The organism is Micromonospora tarensis (genome assembly GCF_016803395.1).
Lineage (GTDB): Bacteria > Actinomycetota > Actinomycetes > Mycobacteriales > Micromonosporaceae > Micromonospora > Micromonospora tarensis.
The window spans coordinates 1-16,990 of sequence record NZ_JAEVHL010000137.1; the positions used below are offsets into that span (position 1 = coordinate 1).

Below are 16,990 nucleotides of genomic sequence, written 5' to 3' on the forward strand. Positions count from 1 at the left end.
CACTAGCCCCACCCACCGCCACCTCACCCGCACCGCCCTGTCGATCAAGAGGTTCGCGTCAGTCTCCGCCCTCGGAGGCCGACCGGCGGCTCTTGATCAACAGGGCGGTGCGGGCGGGTGGGGCGCACGTCGGTGCGCGATTGGCGGGGTGGTCGGACACCTTCACGCATCGGTCGATGCAGTTTTTCACAGATGACTTCCCGGCCTAGCTACCGTTCAGTAACGTCCGGCCCCACCGGGGCGCGACCGGTGCCGGATATGGCGAATGCCGACATGGCGGTCGCGTCCACCGGCGCCGACGATGGCAGCACCCGGGCCCGTGCGGGTGCGGACGAACCGGAGGTCACCGTGCAGGACATCCTCGAAGCGATCATGGCGGCGGAAGAGTCGAACGATCCTGACCGGGAACTCGCCGGCGTCGCCGGGCTGCCCGTACCGGAGAGCTACCGGGGCGTGGTGGTCCGCGCCGAGGAGGCCCGGATGTTCGACGGCATGACCGCCCGGGACAAGGACCCCCGCAAGGCGCTGCACGTGCAGGAGGTGCCGACGCCGGAGCTGGCGCCGGGCGAGGCACTGATCGCGGTGATGGCGAGCGCGATCAACTACAACACGGTGTGGACCAGCATCTTCGAGCCGGTGAGCACCTTCAGGTTCCTGGAGCGCTACGGCCGGGTCTCCGCGCTGACCCGCCGGCACGACCTGCCGTACCACGTGGTCGGCTCGGACGCGGCGGGCGTGGTGCTGCGCACCGGCGCCGGGGTGACCCGGTGGGCACCCGGCGACGAGGTGGTCGCGCACTGTCTCTCGGTCGAGTTGGAGGACGCCGCCGGGCACGACGACACCATGCTCGACCCGCAGCAACGGATCTGGGGCTTCGAGACCAACTTCGGTGGGCTGGCCGAGCTGGCGGTGGTCAAGGCGAACCAGCTGATGCCCAAGCCGCGCCACCTCAGCTGGGAGGAGGCGGCCGCCCCGGGCCTGGTCAACTCCACCGCGTACCGGCAGCTCGTCTCGCACCACGGCGCCAACATGAAGCAGGGTGACGTGGTGCTGATCTGGGGCGCCTCCGGCGGCCTCGGCGGGTACGCCACCCAGATGGCGCTCAACGGTGGCGCGATCCCGGTCTGCGTCGTCTCCTCGCCGGAGAAGGCCGAGCTGTGCCGCCGGATGGGCGCGGAGCTGGTCATCGACCGGGCAGCGGAGGGATTCCGCTTCTGGAAGGACGAGGAGACCCAGGACCCGGACGAGTGGCGGCGTTTCGGCGAGCGGATCCGCGAGCTGACCAGCGGCGAGGACCCGGACATCGTGTTCGAACACCCGGGTCGGGAAACGTTCGGCGCGAGCGTCTACGTGGCCCGGCGCGGCGGCACCATCGTCACCTGCGCCTCCACGAGCGGCTTCCAGCACCAGTACGACAACCGCTACCTGTGGATGCACCTCAAGCGGATCGTCGGCAGCCACTTCGCCAACTATCACGAGGCGTGGCAGGCCAACCGCCTGGTCGCGCTCGGCAAGGTGCACCCGACGGTGTCCCGCACCTACCCGTTGGAGCAGGCCGGTCAGGCGGCGTACGAGGTGCACCGCAACGCCCACCAGGGCAAGGTCGGCGTGCGCTGCCTGGCACCCACCGACGGGCTCGGCGTACGCGACGGGGAGTTGCGGGCTCGGCACGAGGACGCGATCAACCGGTTCCGGGGGCACTGACCGGCACCGCCGGCCGGAACACACCGACCGGCAGCGCGGAACGCACCGACCGGCAGCGCGGAACGCACCGACCGGCACCGCCGGGCCGGGCGGCACCGACCGTGGCCTCGGCCGCCGGCCGGACGGCTGAACGCCAGGTGGCCAATGCGCTGATCGGCCATTGTTCTCCCGCTCTCATTAGCGGAAAGCCGGATCGAACAAAGGGTCTCGGGGTAACCCCGGGGCCCTTTTCCGCGTCACGCTGCGTGCCGTCCCACCGGCCGGGAGCTGCCAAGATCGCCGATTGGTCGGAGCCCACCGATCGCGGGAGTTGACCATGTAAAGAGGGCACGAAAGCTGCGCACCGCTCTTGCGAAGCACCCTGGGGCGTCTGCCAGTATGTCCCAATGCCCCAGCAGCAGTCCTCCCCTCTCGCGTTCTTCGATAACGCGAACTCGCAGCCAGATTTCACCGTTGGCCTGCGCGGATACAACACCCATCAGGTCGACGACTTCCTCGGCCGGATGACCGCCGCGCTGACCCAGTCCGAGCAGGCCCGTGCCGAGGCCGAGCAGCGGATGAACGACGCCCAGCGTCGGCTCCGCCAAGCCGAGCAGCGCATGACCGCGCTGGAGCAGAAGCTCACCGACACGAACAAGCAGCTCGAAGAGAACAGCCGGCCCACCCTCTCCGGGCTCGGCACCCGCGTCGAGCAGATCCTCCGGCTCGCCGAGGAGCAGGCCAACGACCACCGCAACGAGGCCAAGCGCGAGTCGGAGGGGATCCTCTCCGCCGCCCGCCTCGAGGCGCGTGAGATCACCGACAAGGCCCGGGCCGAGGCCGCGGCCATGAAGGCCAGCGCCGAGCGTGAGGCGGGCAACCTGCGCACGGCCGCCGAGCGCGAGGCCGCCGAGGTCCGGGTGCAGGCCCGCCGTGAGGCCGACACGCTGCGCGCGGACGCCGACCGCGAGACCAAGCAGCTGCGTACCGTCACCGCGCACGAGGTGGCCGAGCTGAAGTCGACTGTCGAGCGGGAGGTGGCCACCCTTCGGGCCACCGCCGAGCGCGAGATCACCCAGCAGCGGGCGAAGGCCGCCCGCGAGGCTGAGGAGAAGCGCGCCGAGGCGACCAAGCTGCTCACCGACGCGCGGGACAAGCGCGACAAGGACCTGCAGGCCCTCGAACTCCAGCTGGCCGAGCGCCGGGAGAAGGCCGAGCGCGAGGAGTCCGAGCGGCACGCCGCACAGGTCGCGCAGACCCAGAAGATGGTCAGCGAGGCCGAGCAGCGGGCCCGGGCCGCGCAGGAGCGGGCCAAGGAGATCGAGCAGCGCGCCGAGGCGCGGCGGGTCGAGTCCGAGCGCAACGCCGCCGAGACGGTGGACAAGGCCAAGGCGCACTCCGAGAAGATGCTCCACGAGGCGAAGGCCGAGTCGCAGCGTCTGCTCACCGAGGCCCGCACCGAGGCCGAGCTGACCACGCAGGCCGCCCGCCGCGAGGTCGAGGACCTCACCCGGCAGAAGGACGCGGTCACCTCGCAGCTGGGGCAGATGCTCTCCGGGCTCGCCGGGATCGTGCCGGGGATGCCGGCGCAGGGCGCTCCGGCCGCCAAGCCGGAGGCCAAGAAGACCGATGGCGGTCAGGAGCGGGTGCCCGCGGAGACCGCCGGCTGACCCGAGGGGTCAGGTCGGGGCATCGACGGCGCGAGGTGACACCGGGTAACCGGCGCCACCTCGCGCCGTATGCGTTTCCCAGCTCGTGCTCTCCCTCGGCGACAGCGGAGTGAAGTAGCTCCCAGAAGGCCCGTCCGTATCGCCCCAGGAGGGCCCGTTGCGTGTGAGGATGGGGGCATGTCGCACGGCGAGGAACTGTTCGCTCTCGGCGGGGACGTGACGACGGAGCCCAGCTTCGAGTCCGCTCTGCGGGGGTACGAGAAGAAACAGGTCGACCGATACGTTGCGCGTGCTGAGCACGAGATCGCGACCCTCGCTTCCGAACGGGAACAGGCGTACACACAGATCCACAAGCTCGCCGGCCAGGTCGAGGTGCTTCAGCGCGACCTGACCCAGGTGCGCAAGCAGATGAACGTGGTCGACCGGGCCTCCTTCCGGCACCTTGGCCCCCGGGTCGAGTCGATCCTGACGCTCGCCGAGGAGCAGGCCGAGCAGATCGTGTCCGAGGCCAACGACGAGATCGAGGCGCGTCGTGCCGCCGCCGAGCACATCGTCGAGGAGGCCCGCGAGCAGGCCGACCGGGCACTCAAGGACTTCGAGATCGCCCTCGCCGCACGACGTGCGGAGGAGGAGCGGCACACCACCGCCCGTCGGGCCGAGGCGGACGCTGCCCTGCGGTCGGCCAGGGACGAGGCGGCGCAGCTACGCAAGGCGGCGCAGGACGCGCTGGCGAAGGCCCAGCAGGAGGCCACCCAGCTGCGGGACACCGCCAAGGAGATCCACACCCGCGCCCAGCAGGAGTCGACCAAGCTGCGCGAGACGGCCCGCGAGACGCTGGCCAACGCCCGGCAGGAGGCCAGCGAGCTACGCGAGGCCGCCAAGGAGGTGCACGCCAAGGCCCTCCAGGAGGCCAAGCGGCTCACCGACGCCGCGACCGAGGCCGGGCGGGCCACCCACGCCAAGGCGCAGCAGGAGGCCAAGCAGATCATCGACGACGCGTCGATGGCGGGGCGGGCCACCCGGGCCAAGGCGCAGCAGGAGGCCGAGCGGCTGACCACCCAGGCCGCCGAGTCGGCCAAGCGCAGCCGCGCCGAGACCGAGGCGTACGTGCAGCGGATGCGCACCGAGACCGAGGCGTACGTGCAGCAGACCCGGGCGCAGACCCAGCAGGAACTGGGTGCGTGGCGGGCCGGCGTGGAGCAGGAGGTCAACTCCCGTCGGGAGGCGGCCGACCGGGAGCTGGCCCAGCGGCGGTCCACCGCCGAGCAGGAGTTCGCCAAGCGCCGCGATGAGCTGGACAAGCAGCACGAGTCGCGCCAGCAGGAGCTGGAGACGGGGTTCACCACCCGACGCGACGAACTGGAGGCCGAATACTCCGGCCGCAAGAACCAGTTGGAGACCGAGTACTCCACCCGGAAGGACGAGCTGGAGACCGAGTACACGACGCGCAAGAACGAGATCGAGCAGGGCGCGGCCGAGGTCCGCGAGGCGGCCGAGCGGGACGCGGCGGCGCTGCGCCAGCGGTCCGAGACGGAGGCCGCCGAGTTGCTGAGCCGGGCCGAGGCCGAGGCCGTGGAGAAGCGCCGCAAGGCCGACGAGCACGTCGCGGCGTCCCGGCGGCAGTTCGAGGAGTACGCGGCCACCACGCAGCAGCACCTGGCCACCACCCAGCAGCACCTGGCGGCCACCCAGCAGGAGTCGGCGGCGGGCCGGCAGCAGTTGGCCCAGGTGATGCTGGAGATCGCCCAGGCTCAGCAGCAGCTCGCGGACCTGCGGCAGGAGACCTGGAAGTCCCGACAGGAGTCCGACGCGCTCCAGCGGCAGCTCTCCGAGCTGCGGTTGCAGAGCGTCACCGGCCCGATCGACGGCCCGACCGCCCCGGCCGGCGGCGACGACGCGAGCGCTGGCGCCGACGGCCGGCCCGGTCCGCCCCGGTGAGCGTCGACGCGGCGCGGGCACCGGCACTGGCACCGGGTTGAAGGCTGAGCCCGCCGACGCCAAGCAGCCGGTGAGCGCGAGTGCGGAGGACGCCGAGCGGTCCACGCCACGGCCGGTGGCCGAGCCGGTCACCACAGTGGACGGTGGGACGGCGAGCGCCGGGGTGGACGGCGAGCCGACGGTCGCCGCTGTTCCGGGCGAGGGTGGCCGCGGTGCCAAGCCCACCAAGATCACCAGCACCGGTGAGAACGGCAAGCGGCCCACCAAGCCCACCACCGACGAGCGCAGCGCCAAGCCCAGCAAGGTCACTCTCGACAAGGAGTGACGGGCAGGCCCCGACGCCGCGCCCCGCGCGCCACCCCTGGCAATCTTGGACAGTTTCCGTCATCCGCTGACGGAAACTGTCCAAGATCTCCGTGCCCACCGCCGGCCGTGCCCACCGGTCGACCGGGCGGGATGCCGGCGGCGTGATCGCCCACCTGGCCAGGCGGTTGACCGAGATGGTGACGTGGCTACGCTGCTCTCACGACGGCAGACGTTCGCGACGAAGCCCGCTCGCCGGCACTCGATCGACCTGATGGGAGGACCTGGTGCCGCAGCACGATCCATCGGGTGACGAACCAGATGTGCGACCCGAAGACCCACCGGCGGAGGTGCCACCGCCGGTGCCGGTGCCCGCACCGGGGATCGACCCGGACGAGCCGCCGGCCGTCCCGTCCGGGAGGTTCGGCAGCCCGGGGCGCCCGTTGCGGCGCAGCAGTTTCCTGATCGGCTTCACCGGCGCCCTGGGCGTGCTGCTGGCGTACACCCTCTATCTGGGGATTCGCAATGCCGGCGGCATCCTCGTGCTGGTGGTGATCGCGCTCTTCCTCGCGGTCGGTCTCAACCCGGCGGTGGTCCGACTCCGCCGCTGGGGTGTGCCGCACGGCCTGGCGGTGGCGGCGGTCGCGCTGACCGTGGTGCTGCTGCTCTGCGGGGGCGTGGTGGCGCTGGTCCCGCCGATCGTCACCCAGTCAGGTCAGTTCATCGACCAGATCCCGAGCCTGCTTGCGGAGTTGCGCCGCAATCCCACGGTCAACGACCTGGTCGAGCGGTACGACGTGGTGGAGCGGGTGCAGGGCGCGGCGAACGCGGACACCGTCGGCCGGGCGCTCGGCGGGGTGCTGGGCGGCGCGCAACTGATCTTCGGCACGGTGTTCCGCACGCTGACCGTGCTGGTGCTGACCATCTACTTCCTGGCCTACTTCAACCGGCTGCGCTCCCTGGGCTACTCGTTGGTGCCCCGGTCCCGGCGCGAGCGGGTGCAGTTGATCGGCGACGAGATCCTGGCCAAGGTGGGCGCGTACATGGTCGGCGCGCTGAGCATCGCGGTGCTGGCCGGCGCGACCACGTTCGTCTTCGCGCTGGTCGTCGGGCTGCCGTACCCGTTCGCGCTGGCCGTGGTGGTCGCCGTGACCGACCTGATCCCACAGATCGGCGCGACCCTGGGCGCGGTGATCGTGAGCCTGGTCGGGTTCGCCGCCGACCTGCCCACCGGCATCGCCTGCGCGGTGTTCTTCCTCGTCTACCAGCAGGTGGAGAACTACCTGATCTATCCGAAGGTGATGCGGCGATCGGTGGAGGTCAACGAGGTCGCCGCCCTGCTGGCCGCGCTGCTCGGCGTGGCCCTACTGGGCGTGGTGGGCGCGCTGATCGCCATCCCCACGGTGGCCGCGCTGCAACTGATCCTGCGCGAGGTGGTGCTGCCCCGCCAGGAGGGACGCTGACCGACGTCAGTCGGCCGGGCCGGGAACGGGCCTGTCGGCGAAGGCCGCCACCGTCCGGTCGGCGTACGCGCTGACGTCACCGGCCTCCATCGGGCCGTCCCAGGTCGTCGGCAGCGGCACCTCGACTGCCGGGTTGACCCGCCGGACGATCTCGTCGAGCACCGTCTCCGCGTCACCCACCCAGAGGTGCTTGGCCCCGGGCACCCCGACCACCTCGGCCTGCGGCACGGCGGCGAACCGCTCCCCCGCCTCGACCGGGCGCAGGTAGTCGTCGAACTCCGGCACCAGCGCCACCAGCGGGCGACCCGAGCCCGCCCAGGTGGCCAGGTCGGCGGGGGCCGAGAAGCGCAGCGGCGGGGAGAGCAGGATCGCCCCGGCGACGGCCGGATCGCAGCCGTACTTGAGCGCCAGGTCGGTCCCGAACGACCAGCCGACCAGCCAGATGTTGGGCAGCTCGGCAAACTCCGCGTACTCGATCGCGGCGGCCACGTCGTACCGCTCGCCCACCGCGCCGTCGAAGGCGCCCTCGCTGGTGCCGCGCACACTGCTGGTGCCCCGGGTGTTGAACCGCAGCACGGCCAGGTCGGCCAGCGCGGGCAACCGCCAGGCCGCCTTGCGGAACACGTGGCTGTCCATCATCCCGCCGTGGGTGGGCAGCGGGTGCAGGCAGACCAGGGTGGCCACCGGCGGCCGGTCGGCCGGCACGGCCAGCTCGCCGACCAGCCGCAGCCCGTCGGCGGTGTGCAGCTCGATGTTCTCCCGGCGGGCGGGCAGGATCGACGACGCGCGGATCGCTGTGCTCACCGCCCAAGTCTGTCGTGAAGTCGCCGCCACCGCCCGCCCAGGCACGAACAGGGTGATCCAGGTCGCTGACCACGGGTCGCTCAGTAGCGCGGGCTGCCCCGGCCGCGCTGCACCGCCGGGCCGCGCCGGTCCCGGGCGCGCCAACAGCCGCTGTGCCAGTGCCGCCGGTCGGTCAGGTCACCCAGGCCGTCCGCCGGCCAGGCCACCAGGTGCGCCACCCCGGGTCGGATCTCCTGGTCGCAACCGGGGCAGCGGTACGTCTTGACCGACGCGCCCGCGCCGATCCCACGCACCTGCCAGGCGCCGTCGGTCCACTGCTGCACCGAGGCGACGCCCTGGCGGACCCGGTCGGCGTCCAGGTTGGCGTTGTCGTCCCGGCGAGGGCGATTGCGACGGGGGCTCACAGTCACCAAGCCTACGTCCGGCGGACCCGGCCGCCCGGGGCGGTCACCAGGTCGCGGGCCGGTCGAGGTGCTCGGCGACCCGCGCCCCGAGCAGCACGGTGCCGGCCTCCGCCTCGCTGAAGCGTCGCTCCGCGCTGAGGGTGGCGAAGAGTTGGGCCCGCGGGATGTCGAGGAGTTCCAGCCGCTCACCGGTGGGATCGAAATGGGCCGGCCGGCCGCCGATCGTCCGGTTCGCCGGCGCCTTGACCGTCACCGGGGTGGCCGCGTACTGCAACTCGACAAGCATCCCCGTGCCCCGGTCGTCGTCCCGGACGTGCAGCAGCACCGCGTACGCCGCCGGGAAGGTGCCCACGACCATCCAACAGGCGGTGAGCCGCGCACCGGTCGGCAGGGCGGTCAACCGCAGCGGACCGGTGCACGCGTACGCCTGGTCGAGCCGTAGCGCCTCGGCCGCGTCGTACAGTGGGCCCTCGTTCGGGCCGGGCACGCTGGCTCCCGCGTACACGCCGGGTGCCGGCTGCCAGTAGCGCCGCCAGATCGGCGCACCGTCCGGCCCGTCGGAGTGGACCACGGAACCGTGAGGTCCTCGGCCCGGTGTTCGTCACCGGTCAGCAACCGGGCGAGCCGGACCAGCGCCGGGCCCCGGCTGCTGACGTACTCCTCGAAGGTCACACCCTGCAGACGCCGGCGGCACCCTCCGGCGTTGACACTGTCAGCGGTGCGAGTGGTCGCGGAATCCGCGGCGGGTCTTACGGCCCAGGTAGCCGGCCGTGACCAGGTGTTCCAACAGGGGCGCGGGCGCGAAGCCGGGCTCGCGCAGCTCCAGGTACAGCTCCCGCTGGATGGCCAGCGCGACGTCCAGCCCGACCACGTCCAGCAGCTCGAACGGGCCCATCGGGTAGCCGCAGCCCAGCTTCATCGCGTGGTCGATGTCGTCGGCCGTCGAGTAGCTGGCCTCCAGCATCTTCACCGCGTCGTTCAGGTACGGGAAGAGCAGCGCGTTGACGATGAACCCGGACCGGTCGCCGCAGACCACGCCGGTCTTGCCGAGCGCGGCGCAGACCGCCCGCGCGGTGGCGGTGGCCTCCGGTGAGGTGCGGATGGTCCGGACCACCTCGACCAGCGGCATGACCGGCGCCGGGTTGAAGAAGTGCAGCCCGACCACGTCGGCCGGCCGTTGGGTGGCCATCGCCACGTCGATCACCGGCAGCGACGAGGTGGTGGTGGCCAGCACGACGCCCGGCTTGCAGATCTCGTCGAGGCTGGCGAAGAGGGCCTTCTTGACGCTCAGCTCCTCGATGACCGCCTCGACCACCAGGTCGACGTCGGCGAGGTGGTCGAGCGTGGCCGACCAGGTGATCCGGCCGAGCGCGGCGTCCCGGTCGGCCTCGGCGAGCTTGCCCCGGACCACACCCTTGTTCAACGAGGTCTTCACCGCCTCGCAGACCGACGCGGACTTCTCCGCGCCCCGGGTCACCGAGACGACCTCGTACCCGGCCTTCGCGAAGACCTCGATGATCCCGGTGGCCATCGTGCCGGAACCGACCACGCCCACCTTGGCGATGGCCCGCGCGCCGTCGGCGAGCGCGGCGTCCGTCGTCGGCGGCGTCGTCTCGTCGGGTACGACCTTCGGCGAACCGGGCCGCTCGTAGGTGTAGAAACCGCGACCGGACTTGCGGCCGAGCAGTCCCGCCGTGACCATCTGCTTGAGCAGCGGCACCGGGGCGTGCCGGCGGTCCCGCCCGCCGCGCCGGTACATGGTGTCCAGGATCTCGTACGCGGTGTCCAGGCCGATCAGGTCCATCAGGGCCAGCGGGCCCATCGGCAGGCCGCAACCGAGCTTCATCGCGGCGTCGATGTCCTCCCGGGTCGCGTAGCGCGACTCGAACATCCCGACCGCGTGGTTGAGGTAGCCGAAGAGCAGTGCGTTGGCGATGAAGCCGGCCCGGTCGTTGATGGTGACGTCGACCTTGCCGAGCCGGGCGCAGAGCGCCTCGACGTCGGCGACCACCTCGGGCGAGGTGACCACCGTGCGGACCACCTCGACCAGCTTCATCACCGGCGCCGGGTTGAAGAAGTGGATGCCGATCACCTGGTTGGGCCGGCTGGTGGCCACCGAGATCTCGGTGACGCTCAGCGACGACGTGTTGGTGGCGAGGATGGCCTCCGGCCGGCAGACCCGGTCCAGCTCGGCGAAGATCCGCTGCTTGAGGTCCAGGTGCTCGGGCACGGCCTCGATGACGAGGTCGACGGAGTGCAGCGCGTCCAGCCCGACCTCGAAGTGCACCCGTTCGTGCAGGGCGTCGCGGTCCGCCTCGGCGAGCTTGCCCTTGGCGACCGCCCGGTCGGTGGAGCTGGTCAGGGTGGCCCGGCCGCGCTCCAGCGCCGGCGCGGAGATCTCGACGGCCACCACGTCGATGCCGTTGCGGGCGAAGACCTCGACGATGCCGGCACCCATGGTGCCCAGCCCCACCACGCCCACGGTGCTGATCTCGCGCGCCATGACCGGCCTCCCCGGAGACTCCGTACGACCACTGAACGGTCGCTTAGGTTATGCGCGCGAGTCTGCCACCTGACGCTGGGTTGTCGAGACGCGGTGGCATATTTCACCCAGCACCCACCATCGGGCACGGGCCCGGCCGGACCGCCGGTCAGGCGGCGGGCCCGCCGGTCAACGCCAGCAGCTCCGCGACGAACTCGGCCGGGCGCTCCAGGTGCGGGCTGTGCCCGCAGCCGGGCAGCACCACCTCGTGGTACGCGCCGCCGGCCGCCGCGTAGCGCTCCAGCACCGCCCGGGTCTGGCCGACCATCGGCTGTGGCGGGCAGGCGTCCGCGCCCGGCCAACCGGGCACGAGATCCAACGAACCCAGGTACGCCAGGTCGAACAGCGAGGTGTCCGAGACGATGACGTCGGCGTCCCCGCGTACCCAAGTGACGGGCGGCTTCTCGGCGACGGCCACCAGCTCGTCGGCGAGCCGGAACCAGGCCGGCGCGAGCGCGTTGAGCACGCCGCGGTCGCCCGGCGCGGTGCCCGGCCAGTTCTCCGACGGCAGCGCGGTGCCCGGGTAGTTGTCGTCCCCGGTCGCGGTGGAGAGCAGGGAGTCCAGCAGCAGATCCTCGTCCGCGCCCAGCGCGGCGGGATCGGCCACGTAGGTGGCGCGCAGCACGGCACGCGGACTGGTCGGGTCGTCCGCGTCCCGGTCGCCGGCCGCGAGTCGGGCGACGAAGCTCGGGTTCGCCGTGCCGGCGCCGGTGCCGGCGAAGTCCGCTGTGGTCGGCGTGCCGGTCAGGTCGCGGGTGCCCCCGAAGCCGTACGGGGAGACCGGTGCCGCGAGCAGCAGCGCTCCCACCCGGTGCGGGTGGTCGACCAGCAGCCGCATCGCCACTCCGCCGCCGAGGGAGTGCCCGACCACGACCGGGCGAGCGTCGGCGCAGAGGAGGGTCGGGTCGTCCAGCAGGGCGGCCACGTCGTCGGCGAAGTCCCGCAGGCCCCGGGTGGCGTCCACCGGGGCCGTCTCCGAGTTGCCGTACCCGCGCAGGTCGGGGGCGATCACCCGCAACGTCGGTGGCAGCCGCCGGACCAGCGGCTCCCAGAACAACGCCGACGAGCAGTTGCCGTGGATCAGCAGCACCGGCGTGCCGTCCGGCGGGCCGGCCACCCGTACCGCCTGGGTGATGCCGTTCGCCGTCACGGTCCGCTGCTCGGTATCCATCCGCGGCATGCTGCCACGCCCACCCACGCCGGTCCAGGTGTCCGGCGGCCATCCGGGATGCGCCCCGGGTGTGGGCCGGCCTTACCGTCGCCGGCCCGGCGGCGTGGCCAACGGCAGCGGCAGCGTCGGTCGGACGTCGCGCCGGGACGGGCCGAAGCTGAGCCCCACCGGGTCGGTGAGCGCCACCCCGGGGTCGAACAGCCGCAGCTCGGTACGGCCGAGCCGGATCACGTCACCGTCGGAGAGCAACTCCACCTCGGTGATCCGGCGGTCGTTGAGCCAGGTGCCGTTGGTGGAGCCGAGGTCCCGCAGGGACGGGCCCTCCGGCGCCAGCCACACCTCGGCGTGGCGGCGGCTCAGGTGCGGGTCGTTGATGACGACCTGGCCGGTCGGTGCCCGGCCGATCACCTGCGGTTCGGCTCGCATGCGAAAACTCGCTCCGCGCATCGGCCCACCCGCGACCGTCAGCAGCGGCATCAGTTCCGGATGTTCCTCCATGGACAGTCAGCCCTCCACCCCACACCGTCACTCCGCGCGTCAGCCTGCCATCAGACGGTAATCGTCAATACCGACCGGCCGGTCAGCCTCTCGTCACCTCCCGGCCACCTGCCGTTCGACGATTCGGGCGGGCGCTGTCCGTCACCAACGCGCTGACCTGCACTGATCAACGATCGGTCGGGTCGGTGCGTCGCCGGTCCCCGCACCCCGAATCGGAGGCCTACCGACGAGTAATCTTCGGGTTTAGACTTCCGCCCATGACGGCTGTGCATGTCCCCGGTCTCCCGGTCATCGAGTCGGGCCAGCTGGTGTCGACCAGCCCGGCGACCGGCGTGGAGGCCGGTCGGCTCCCGGTCGCCACCGAGGCCGACGTGCGGGAGGCCGTCGGCCGCGCCCGCGCCGCCGGCGAGTGGTGGGCCGGGCTCGGCTTCACCGGCCGCCGCGAGCGGCTGCTGCGGTGGCGTGCCCTGCTGGCCAAGCGGATCGAGGAGCTGGCCGAGCTGGTGCACGTCGAGGGCGGCAAGCCGGTCGCCGACGCCATCGTCGAGATCGTCACCGCGATCGAGCACATCGACTGGGCCGCCCGCAACGCCGGCCGGGTGCTCGGCCCGCGCCGGGTCCGATCCCGACTCATCCTCGCCGAGTTCTCCGGACACCTGGAATACCAGCCGTACGGCGTGGTCGGCGTGATCGGGCCGTGGAACTACCCGGTTTTCACACCTATCGGCTCCGCCGCGTACGCCCTGGCCGCCGGTAACGCGGTGGTGCTCAAGCCGAGCGAGTACACGCCCGCCGTCGGCCAGTGGCTGGTGGACAGCTTCGCCGAGCTGGTGCCCGAACAACAGGTGTTCACCGCCGTGCACGGCCTGGGCGACGTGGGCGCGGCGCTGTGCCGCTCCGGGGTCGACAAGCTGGCCTTCACCGGCTCCACAGCGACCGCCCGCAAGGTGATGGCCGCCTGCGCCGAGACGCTGACCCCGGTGCTCATCGAGGGCGGCGGCAAGGACGCGATGATCGTCGACAGCGACGCCGACCTGGACGCGGCCGCCGAGGCGTGCGTCTGGGGCGGCATGACCAACGCGGGTCAGACCTGCATCGGCATCGAGCGGGTGTACGCCGTCGACGCGGTCTTCGACGCCTTCGTCGACAAGGTGGTGGCTCGCGCCGGTCAGTTGACAGTCGGGCCGGAGGGCACCGACATCGGGCCGATCACCATGCCCGGACAGCTCGACGTGATCCGCCGGCACATCGACGCCGCGATCACCTCCGGCGGGCGGGCCGTGCTCGGCGGCCCGGGCGCGGTGCAGCCGCCGTACGTCCACCCGACCGTGCTGGTGGACGTCCCGGAGGAGTCGGCCGCCGTCCGCGAGGAGACCTTCGGGCCCACAGTGACCATCAGCCGGGTCCGCGACGCCGACGAGGCCGTCACCCGCGCCAACGCGGTGCCGTACGGCCTGGGTGGTTCGGTCTTCGGCCGCCGGCGGGCGGTGGCCATCGCCCGGCGACTGCGCTCCGGCATGGCCTCGATCAACTCCACGCTGACCTTCGCCGGCATGTCCACCCTGCCCTTCGGCGGGGTCGGCGACTCCGGCTTCGGGCGGATCCACGGGGAGGACGGGCTGCGCGAGTTCGGCCGGCCAAGTCGATCACCCGGCGGCGGGCCCGCTCGCTGTTGCCGTCGATGACCTTCGAACGCACCCCGACCGACGTGGCCCGACTGGTGAAGGCGATCAAGGTGATGTACGGAAGGTGAGTGTCGGATAACCGATCTTCAATGACAATCGGTTAATCCACATGTTTGTACGCTGTGGTCGCGGCGGTACATTGCGTTAAATGGGCACCAATCGATTGCGCTACCGGCTTGTCGACAGCGACCAGTCGTGGAGCGCCCGACGACGTCGGCATCGTTCGGACTGGTTGGCGCGCACCTTCCCCGAAATCGGCGACATGCACGTGGTCGACCTCGGCGGCCGGCTCGGCACCTGGCACCGCGCCACCGTCCGGCCGGCCCGGGTGACCGTCGTCAACCTGGAGCAGCCGCCGGCCGTGGTGCCCGACTGGGCAGACGTCGTCCAGGCCGACGCCTGCGACCTGCCCGCACACCTCGCCAAGGGCCCCTACGACCTGGTCTTCTCCAACTCCGTGCTGGAGCACGTGGGCGGGCACGAACGCCGGCTCCGCTTCGCCGCCACCGCCCGCGCGCTGGCCGACCGGCACTGGGTGCAGACGCCCTACCGCTACTTTCCCATCGAGCCACACTGGATCGCGCCAGGCATGCAGTTCCTGCCGGTGCGCCTGCGTACCGCGCTCGCGCGGCGCTGGCCGCTGGGGCACAAGCCCACCCGCAGCCACGACGCCGCCATCCATCAGGTGCTCTGGACCGAATTGTTGGACCGCTCGCAGATGCGCCACTACTTCCCCGAGTCGGGCATGCTGGTCGAGCGGGTGTTCGGCCTGCCCAAGTCGCTGATAGCGGTGCGTACCGGCGAGTGAACCGCTCAGAAGAGCGTCAGCTCGTCCTTCTCGATGCCGCGCAGCTTGTCGTAGTCCACCACCACGCACCGGATACCCCGGTCGGTGGCGAGCACCCGGGCCTGCGGCTTGATCTCCTGGGCGGCGAAGACCCCGGCCACCGGGCTGAGCAGCGGGTCACGGTTCATCAGCTCGAGGTAGCGGGTCAACTGCTCCACCCCGTCGATGTCGCCACGCCGCTTGACCTCCACCGCGACCGCACCCGAGTTCGCGTCCCGGCAGAGCAGGTCGACCGGGCCGATCGCCGTCATGTACTCGCGGCGGACCAGCGTGAACCCCTCACCCAACGCGCCCGGGTTGGCGGCCAGCAACTCCTGTAGGTGCGCCTCGACCCCATCCTTGCGCAGGCCCGGATCCACTCCCAACTCGTACGAGGTGTCCTGGAAGATCTCCTCCAGGGTGATCCGCAGCTCCTCACCCGCCTTGTTGACCACCCGCCACACCCCGGGGGCCTCCTCCAGCCGGCACGGCGGGCTCATCCAGTTCAACGGCTTGTACGCCCGGTCGTCGGCGTGGATCGACACCGACCCGTCCGCCTTCACCATCAGCAACCGGGTGGCCAGCGGCAGGTGAGCCGAGAGCCGTCCGACATAGTCCACCGAGCACTTCGCAATGACCAACCGCACCCGACGAGGGTAGCCGAGCACCCGCCGACCGCCAGCGAGCGGCACTGGCGCGTCGGTGCGATGCTGAGACGGTGTTCGAAGTTCTCACCGGCACCGGTCTCGCCGCCTCGGCGGGGCTGAACGCCTACATACCCCTGCTCGTCCTCGGTCTGCTCGGCCGCTACACCGACCTGATCGACCTGCCCAGCGGCTGGGCCTGGCTCGGCAACGGTTGGGTCCTCGTCATCATGGCCGCGCTGCTCGCCGTGGAGGTGGTGGCCGACAAGGTGCCATTGGTCGACCATGTCAACGACGTGGTGCAGACCGTGGTCCGGCCCACCGCCGGTGGCCTGGCCTTCGGTGCCGGGTCCTCCGCGGAGACGGTGACGGTCAGCGACCCGGGGAGCTTCTTCTCGACCCACCAGTGGGTGCCGGTGGTCACCGGCGTCCTGCTGGCCTTGGGCGTGCACCTGCTCAAGTCGGCGGCGCGCCCGATCGTCAACGCGACCACCGCCGGGTTCGGCGCCCCGGTCGCCAGCACCGCCGAGGACGCCACCAGTGTGGTCGTCTCCCTGGTTGCGGTCATCCTGCCGGTGCTGGTGCTCGTCTTCCTGGTCGGCCTGGTGTTCTTCGTCTTCTGGTTCGTCCGGCGCAGAACGGACCGACGCCGCGAACGCGAGGCGGCCCGCGCCGCCGGCTTCCGCGTCTGAGAGCGCCCGCCGGGGCCGGTCAGGGCAGGTCGTTGGCGCGCCGGATGACCGTCACCAGATCGTCGATGATGCCGGTGAGCGCGAAGTCCTTCGGGGTGAAGACCCGGGCGACCCCGGCCGCCCGGAGGGTGTCCGCGTCACTCGCGGGGATGATGCCGCCCACCACCACCGGCAGGTCAGCACGGCCGGCGGCACGCAACCCGTCGAGCACCGCGGGTACCGCGGCGAGGTGCGAGCCGGACAGCACGGAGAGCCCGACCAGGTCGACGTCCTCTTCGACGGCGGCGGCGACGATCTGTCCAGCGGTGAGCCGGATGCCCTGGTAGACGACCTCGAAGCCGGCGTCGCGGGCGCGTACCGCGATCTGTTCCGCACCGTTGGAGTGCCCGTCCAGGCCGGGTTTGCCGACCAGCAGCCGCAGCCGGCCGCTACCCAGCTCGCGGGCGGTGGCGACGACCCGCTCGCGGACGGCCGCGAGACCGGGTTCAGCACCGCCGCCGGTGGCGCCGGCCAGGCCGGTCGGGGCCCGGTACTCGCCGAAGACCTGACGGAGCGCGGCGGCCCACTCGCCGGTGGTCACCCCGGCCCGCACGCACGCCAGGGTGGCCGGCATCAGGTTGGTGGTGGTCGCGGCGTCCGCGCGGAGCCGGGTGAGGGCCGCCTCGAC

General features: G+C 71.8%; 13 protein-coding genes and 3 pseudogenes. 7 read left to right on the forward strand and 9 right to left on the reverse strand.

The window, feature by feature from the left end:
* Window positions 1–348 precede the first annotated feature (348 nt).
* The 4 genes and pseudogenes from ccrA to JM949_RS22905 all read left to right on the forward strand — a co-directional run bounded on the left by ccrA (window position 349) and on the right by JM949_RS22905 (window position 7,057).
* Entirely contained in the window at window positions 349–1,704 is a 1,356-nt protein-coding gene (ccrA, locus tag JM949_RS22890; RefSeq protein WP_203150408.1) for a crotonyl-CoA carboxylase/reductase, read from the forward strand.
* Between the two features lie 386 nt (window positions 1,705–2,090).
* Entirely contained in the window at window positions 2,091–3,353 is a 1,263-nt protein-coding gene (locus JM949_RS22895) for a DivIVA domain-containing protein (protein WP_203150398.1), read from the forward strand.
* A 177-nt stretch (window positions 3,354–3,530) separates the two neighbouring features.
* Window positions 3,531–5,616 (forward strand): annotated as a pseudogene (locus JM949_RS22900) (hypothetical protein).
* Window positions 5,617–5,881: 265 nt separating this feature from the next.
* Window positions 5,882–7,057, forward strand: a complete 1,176-nt coding sequence (locus tag JM949_RS22905; RefSeq protein ID WP_407664805.1) for an AI-2E family transporter — start codon at window positions 5,882–5,884, stop codon at window positions 7,055–7,057.
* 6 nt (window positions 7,058–7,063) lie between these two features.
* On the opposite strand, the gene JM949_RS22910 is transcribed toward JM949_RS22905, so the two are convergent.
* The 7 genes and pseudogenes from JM949_RS22910 to JM949_RS22935 form a co-directional block, all read right to left on the reverse strand.
* Window positions 7,064–7,861, reverse strand: a complete 798-nt coding sequence (locus JM949_RS22910) for an alpha/beta hydrolase (RefSeq protein ID WP_203150399.1) — start codon at window positions 7,859–7,861, stop codon at window positions 7,064–7,066.
* 80 nt (window positions 7,862–7,941) lie between these two features.
* On the reverse strand, window positions 7,942–8,265 hold the full coding sequence (locus tag JM949_RS22915; RefSeq protein WP_309232281.1) for a hypothetical protein: 324 nt from the start codon (window positions 8,263–8,265) through the stop codon (window positions 7,942–7,944).
* A gap of 43 nt (window positions 8,266–8,308) precedes the next feature.
* Complete coding sequence (locus tag JM949_RS22920; protein WP_203150400.1) at window positions 8,309–8,836, reverse strand: hypothetical protein; 528 nt, start codon at window positions 8,834–8,836, stop codon at window positions 8,309–8,311.
* A gap of 8 nt (window positions 8,837–8,844) precedes the next feature.
* Window positions 8,845–8,937: pseudogene (locus JM949_RS39265) on the reverse strand (SigE family RNA polymerase sigma factor); the annotation flags it as partial.
* 40 nt (window positions 8,938–8,977) lie between these two features.
* A complete protein-coding gene (locus tag JM949_RS22925; protein WP_203150401.1) occupies window positions 8,978–10,768 on the reverse strand; it encodes a 3-hydroxyacyl-CoA dehydrogenase family protein in 1,791 nt (596 codons plus the stop codon).
* Window positions 10,769–10,916: 148 nt separating this feature from the next.
* A complete protein-coding gene (locus JM949_RS22930) occupies window positions 10,917–11,978 on the reverse strand; it encodes an alpha/beta fold hydrolase (RefSeq protein ID WP_203150402.1) in 1,062 nt (353 codons plus the stop codon).
* 81 nt (window positions 11,979–12,059) lie between these two features.
* Window positions 12,060–12,476, reverse strand: a complete 417-nt coding sequence (locus JM949_RS22935) for an FHA domain-containing protein (protein ID WP_203150403.1) — start codon at window positions 12,474–12,476, stop codon at window positions 12,060–12,062.
* Window positions 12,477–12,733: 257 nt separating this feature from the next.
* Here JM949_RS22935 and JM949_RS22940 point away from each other — a divergent pair.
* A pseudogene (locus JM949_RS22940) lies at window positions 12,734–14,229 on the forward strand (aldehyde dehydrogenase family protein).
* 80 nt (window positions 14,230–14,309) lie between these two features.
* Window positions 14,310–14,969 (forward strand): SAM-dependent methyltransferase, encoded by a 660-nt coding sequence (locus tag JM949_RS22945; RefSeq protein ID WP_203150404.1) that lies wholly within the window; start codon window positions 14,310–14,312, stop codon window positions 14,967–14,969.
* A 5-nt stretch (window positions 14,970–14,974) separates the two neighbouring features.
* On the opposite strand, the gene nucS is transcribed toward JM949_RS22945, so the two are convergent.
* On the reverse strand, window positions 14,975–15,634 hold the full coding sequence (gene nucS / locus JM949_RS22950) for an endonuclease NucS (protein WP_203150405.1): 660 nt from the start codon (window positions 15,632–15,634) through the stop codon (window positions 14,975–14,977).
* Between the two features lie 71 nt (window positions 15,635–15,705).
* Between nucS and JM949_RS22955 the strand changes: the two genes are divergently transcribed.
* Window positions 15,706–16,323 carry a DUF4126 domain-containing protein gene (locus JM949_RS22955; protein WP_203150406.1) on the forward strand — a complete coding sequence of 206 codons (618 nt, stop codon included), beginning with the start codon at window positions 15,706–15,708 and terminating at the stop codon, window positions 16,321–16,323.
* A gap of 19 nt (window positions 16,324–16,342) precedes the next feature.
* Here JM949_RS22955 and JM949_RS22960 read toward each other — a convergent pair.
* A partial coding sequence (locus tag JM949_RS22960; protein WP_203150407.1) for a cobalamin B12-binding domain-containing protein occupies window positions 16,343–16,990 on the reverse strand: 648 nt, incomplete at its 5' end.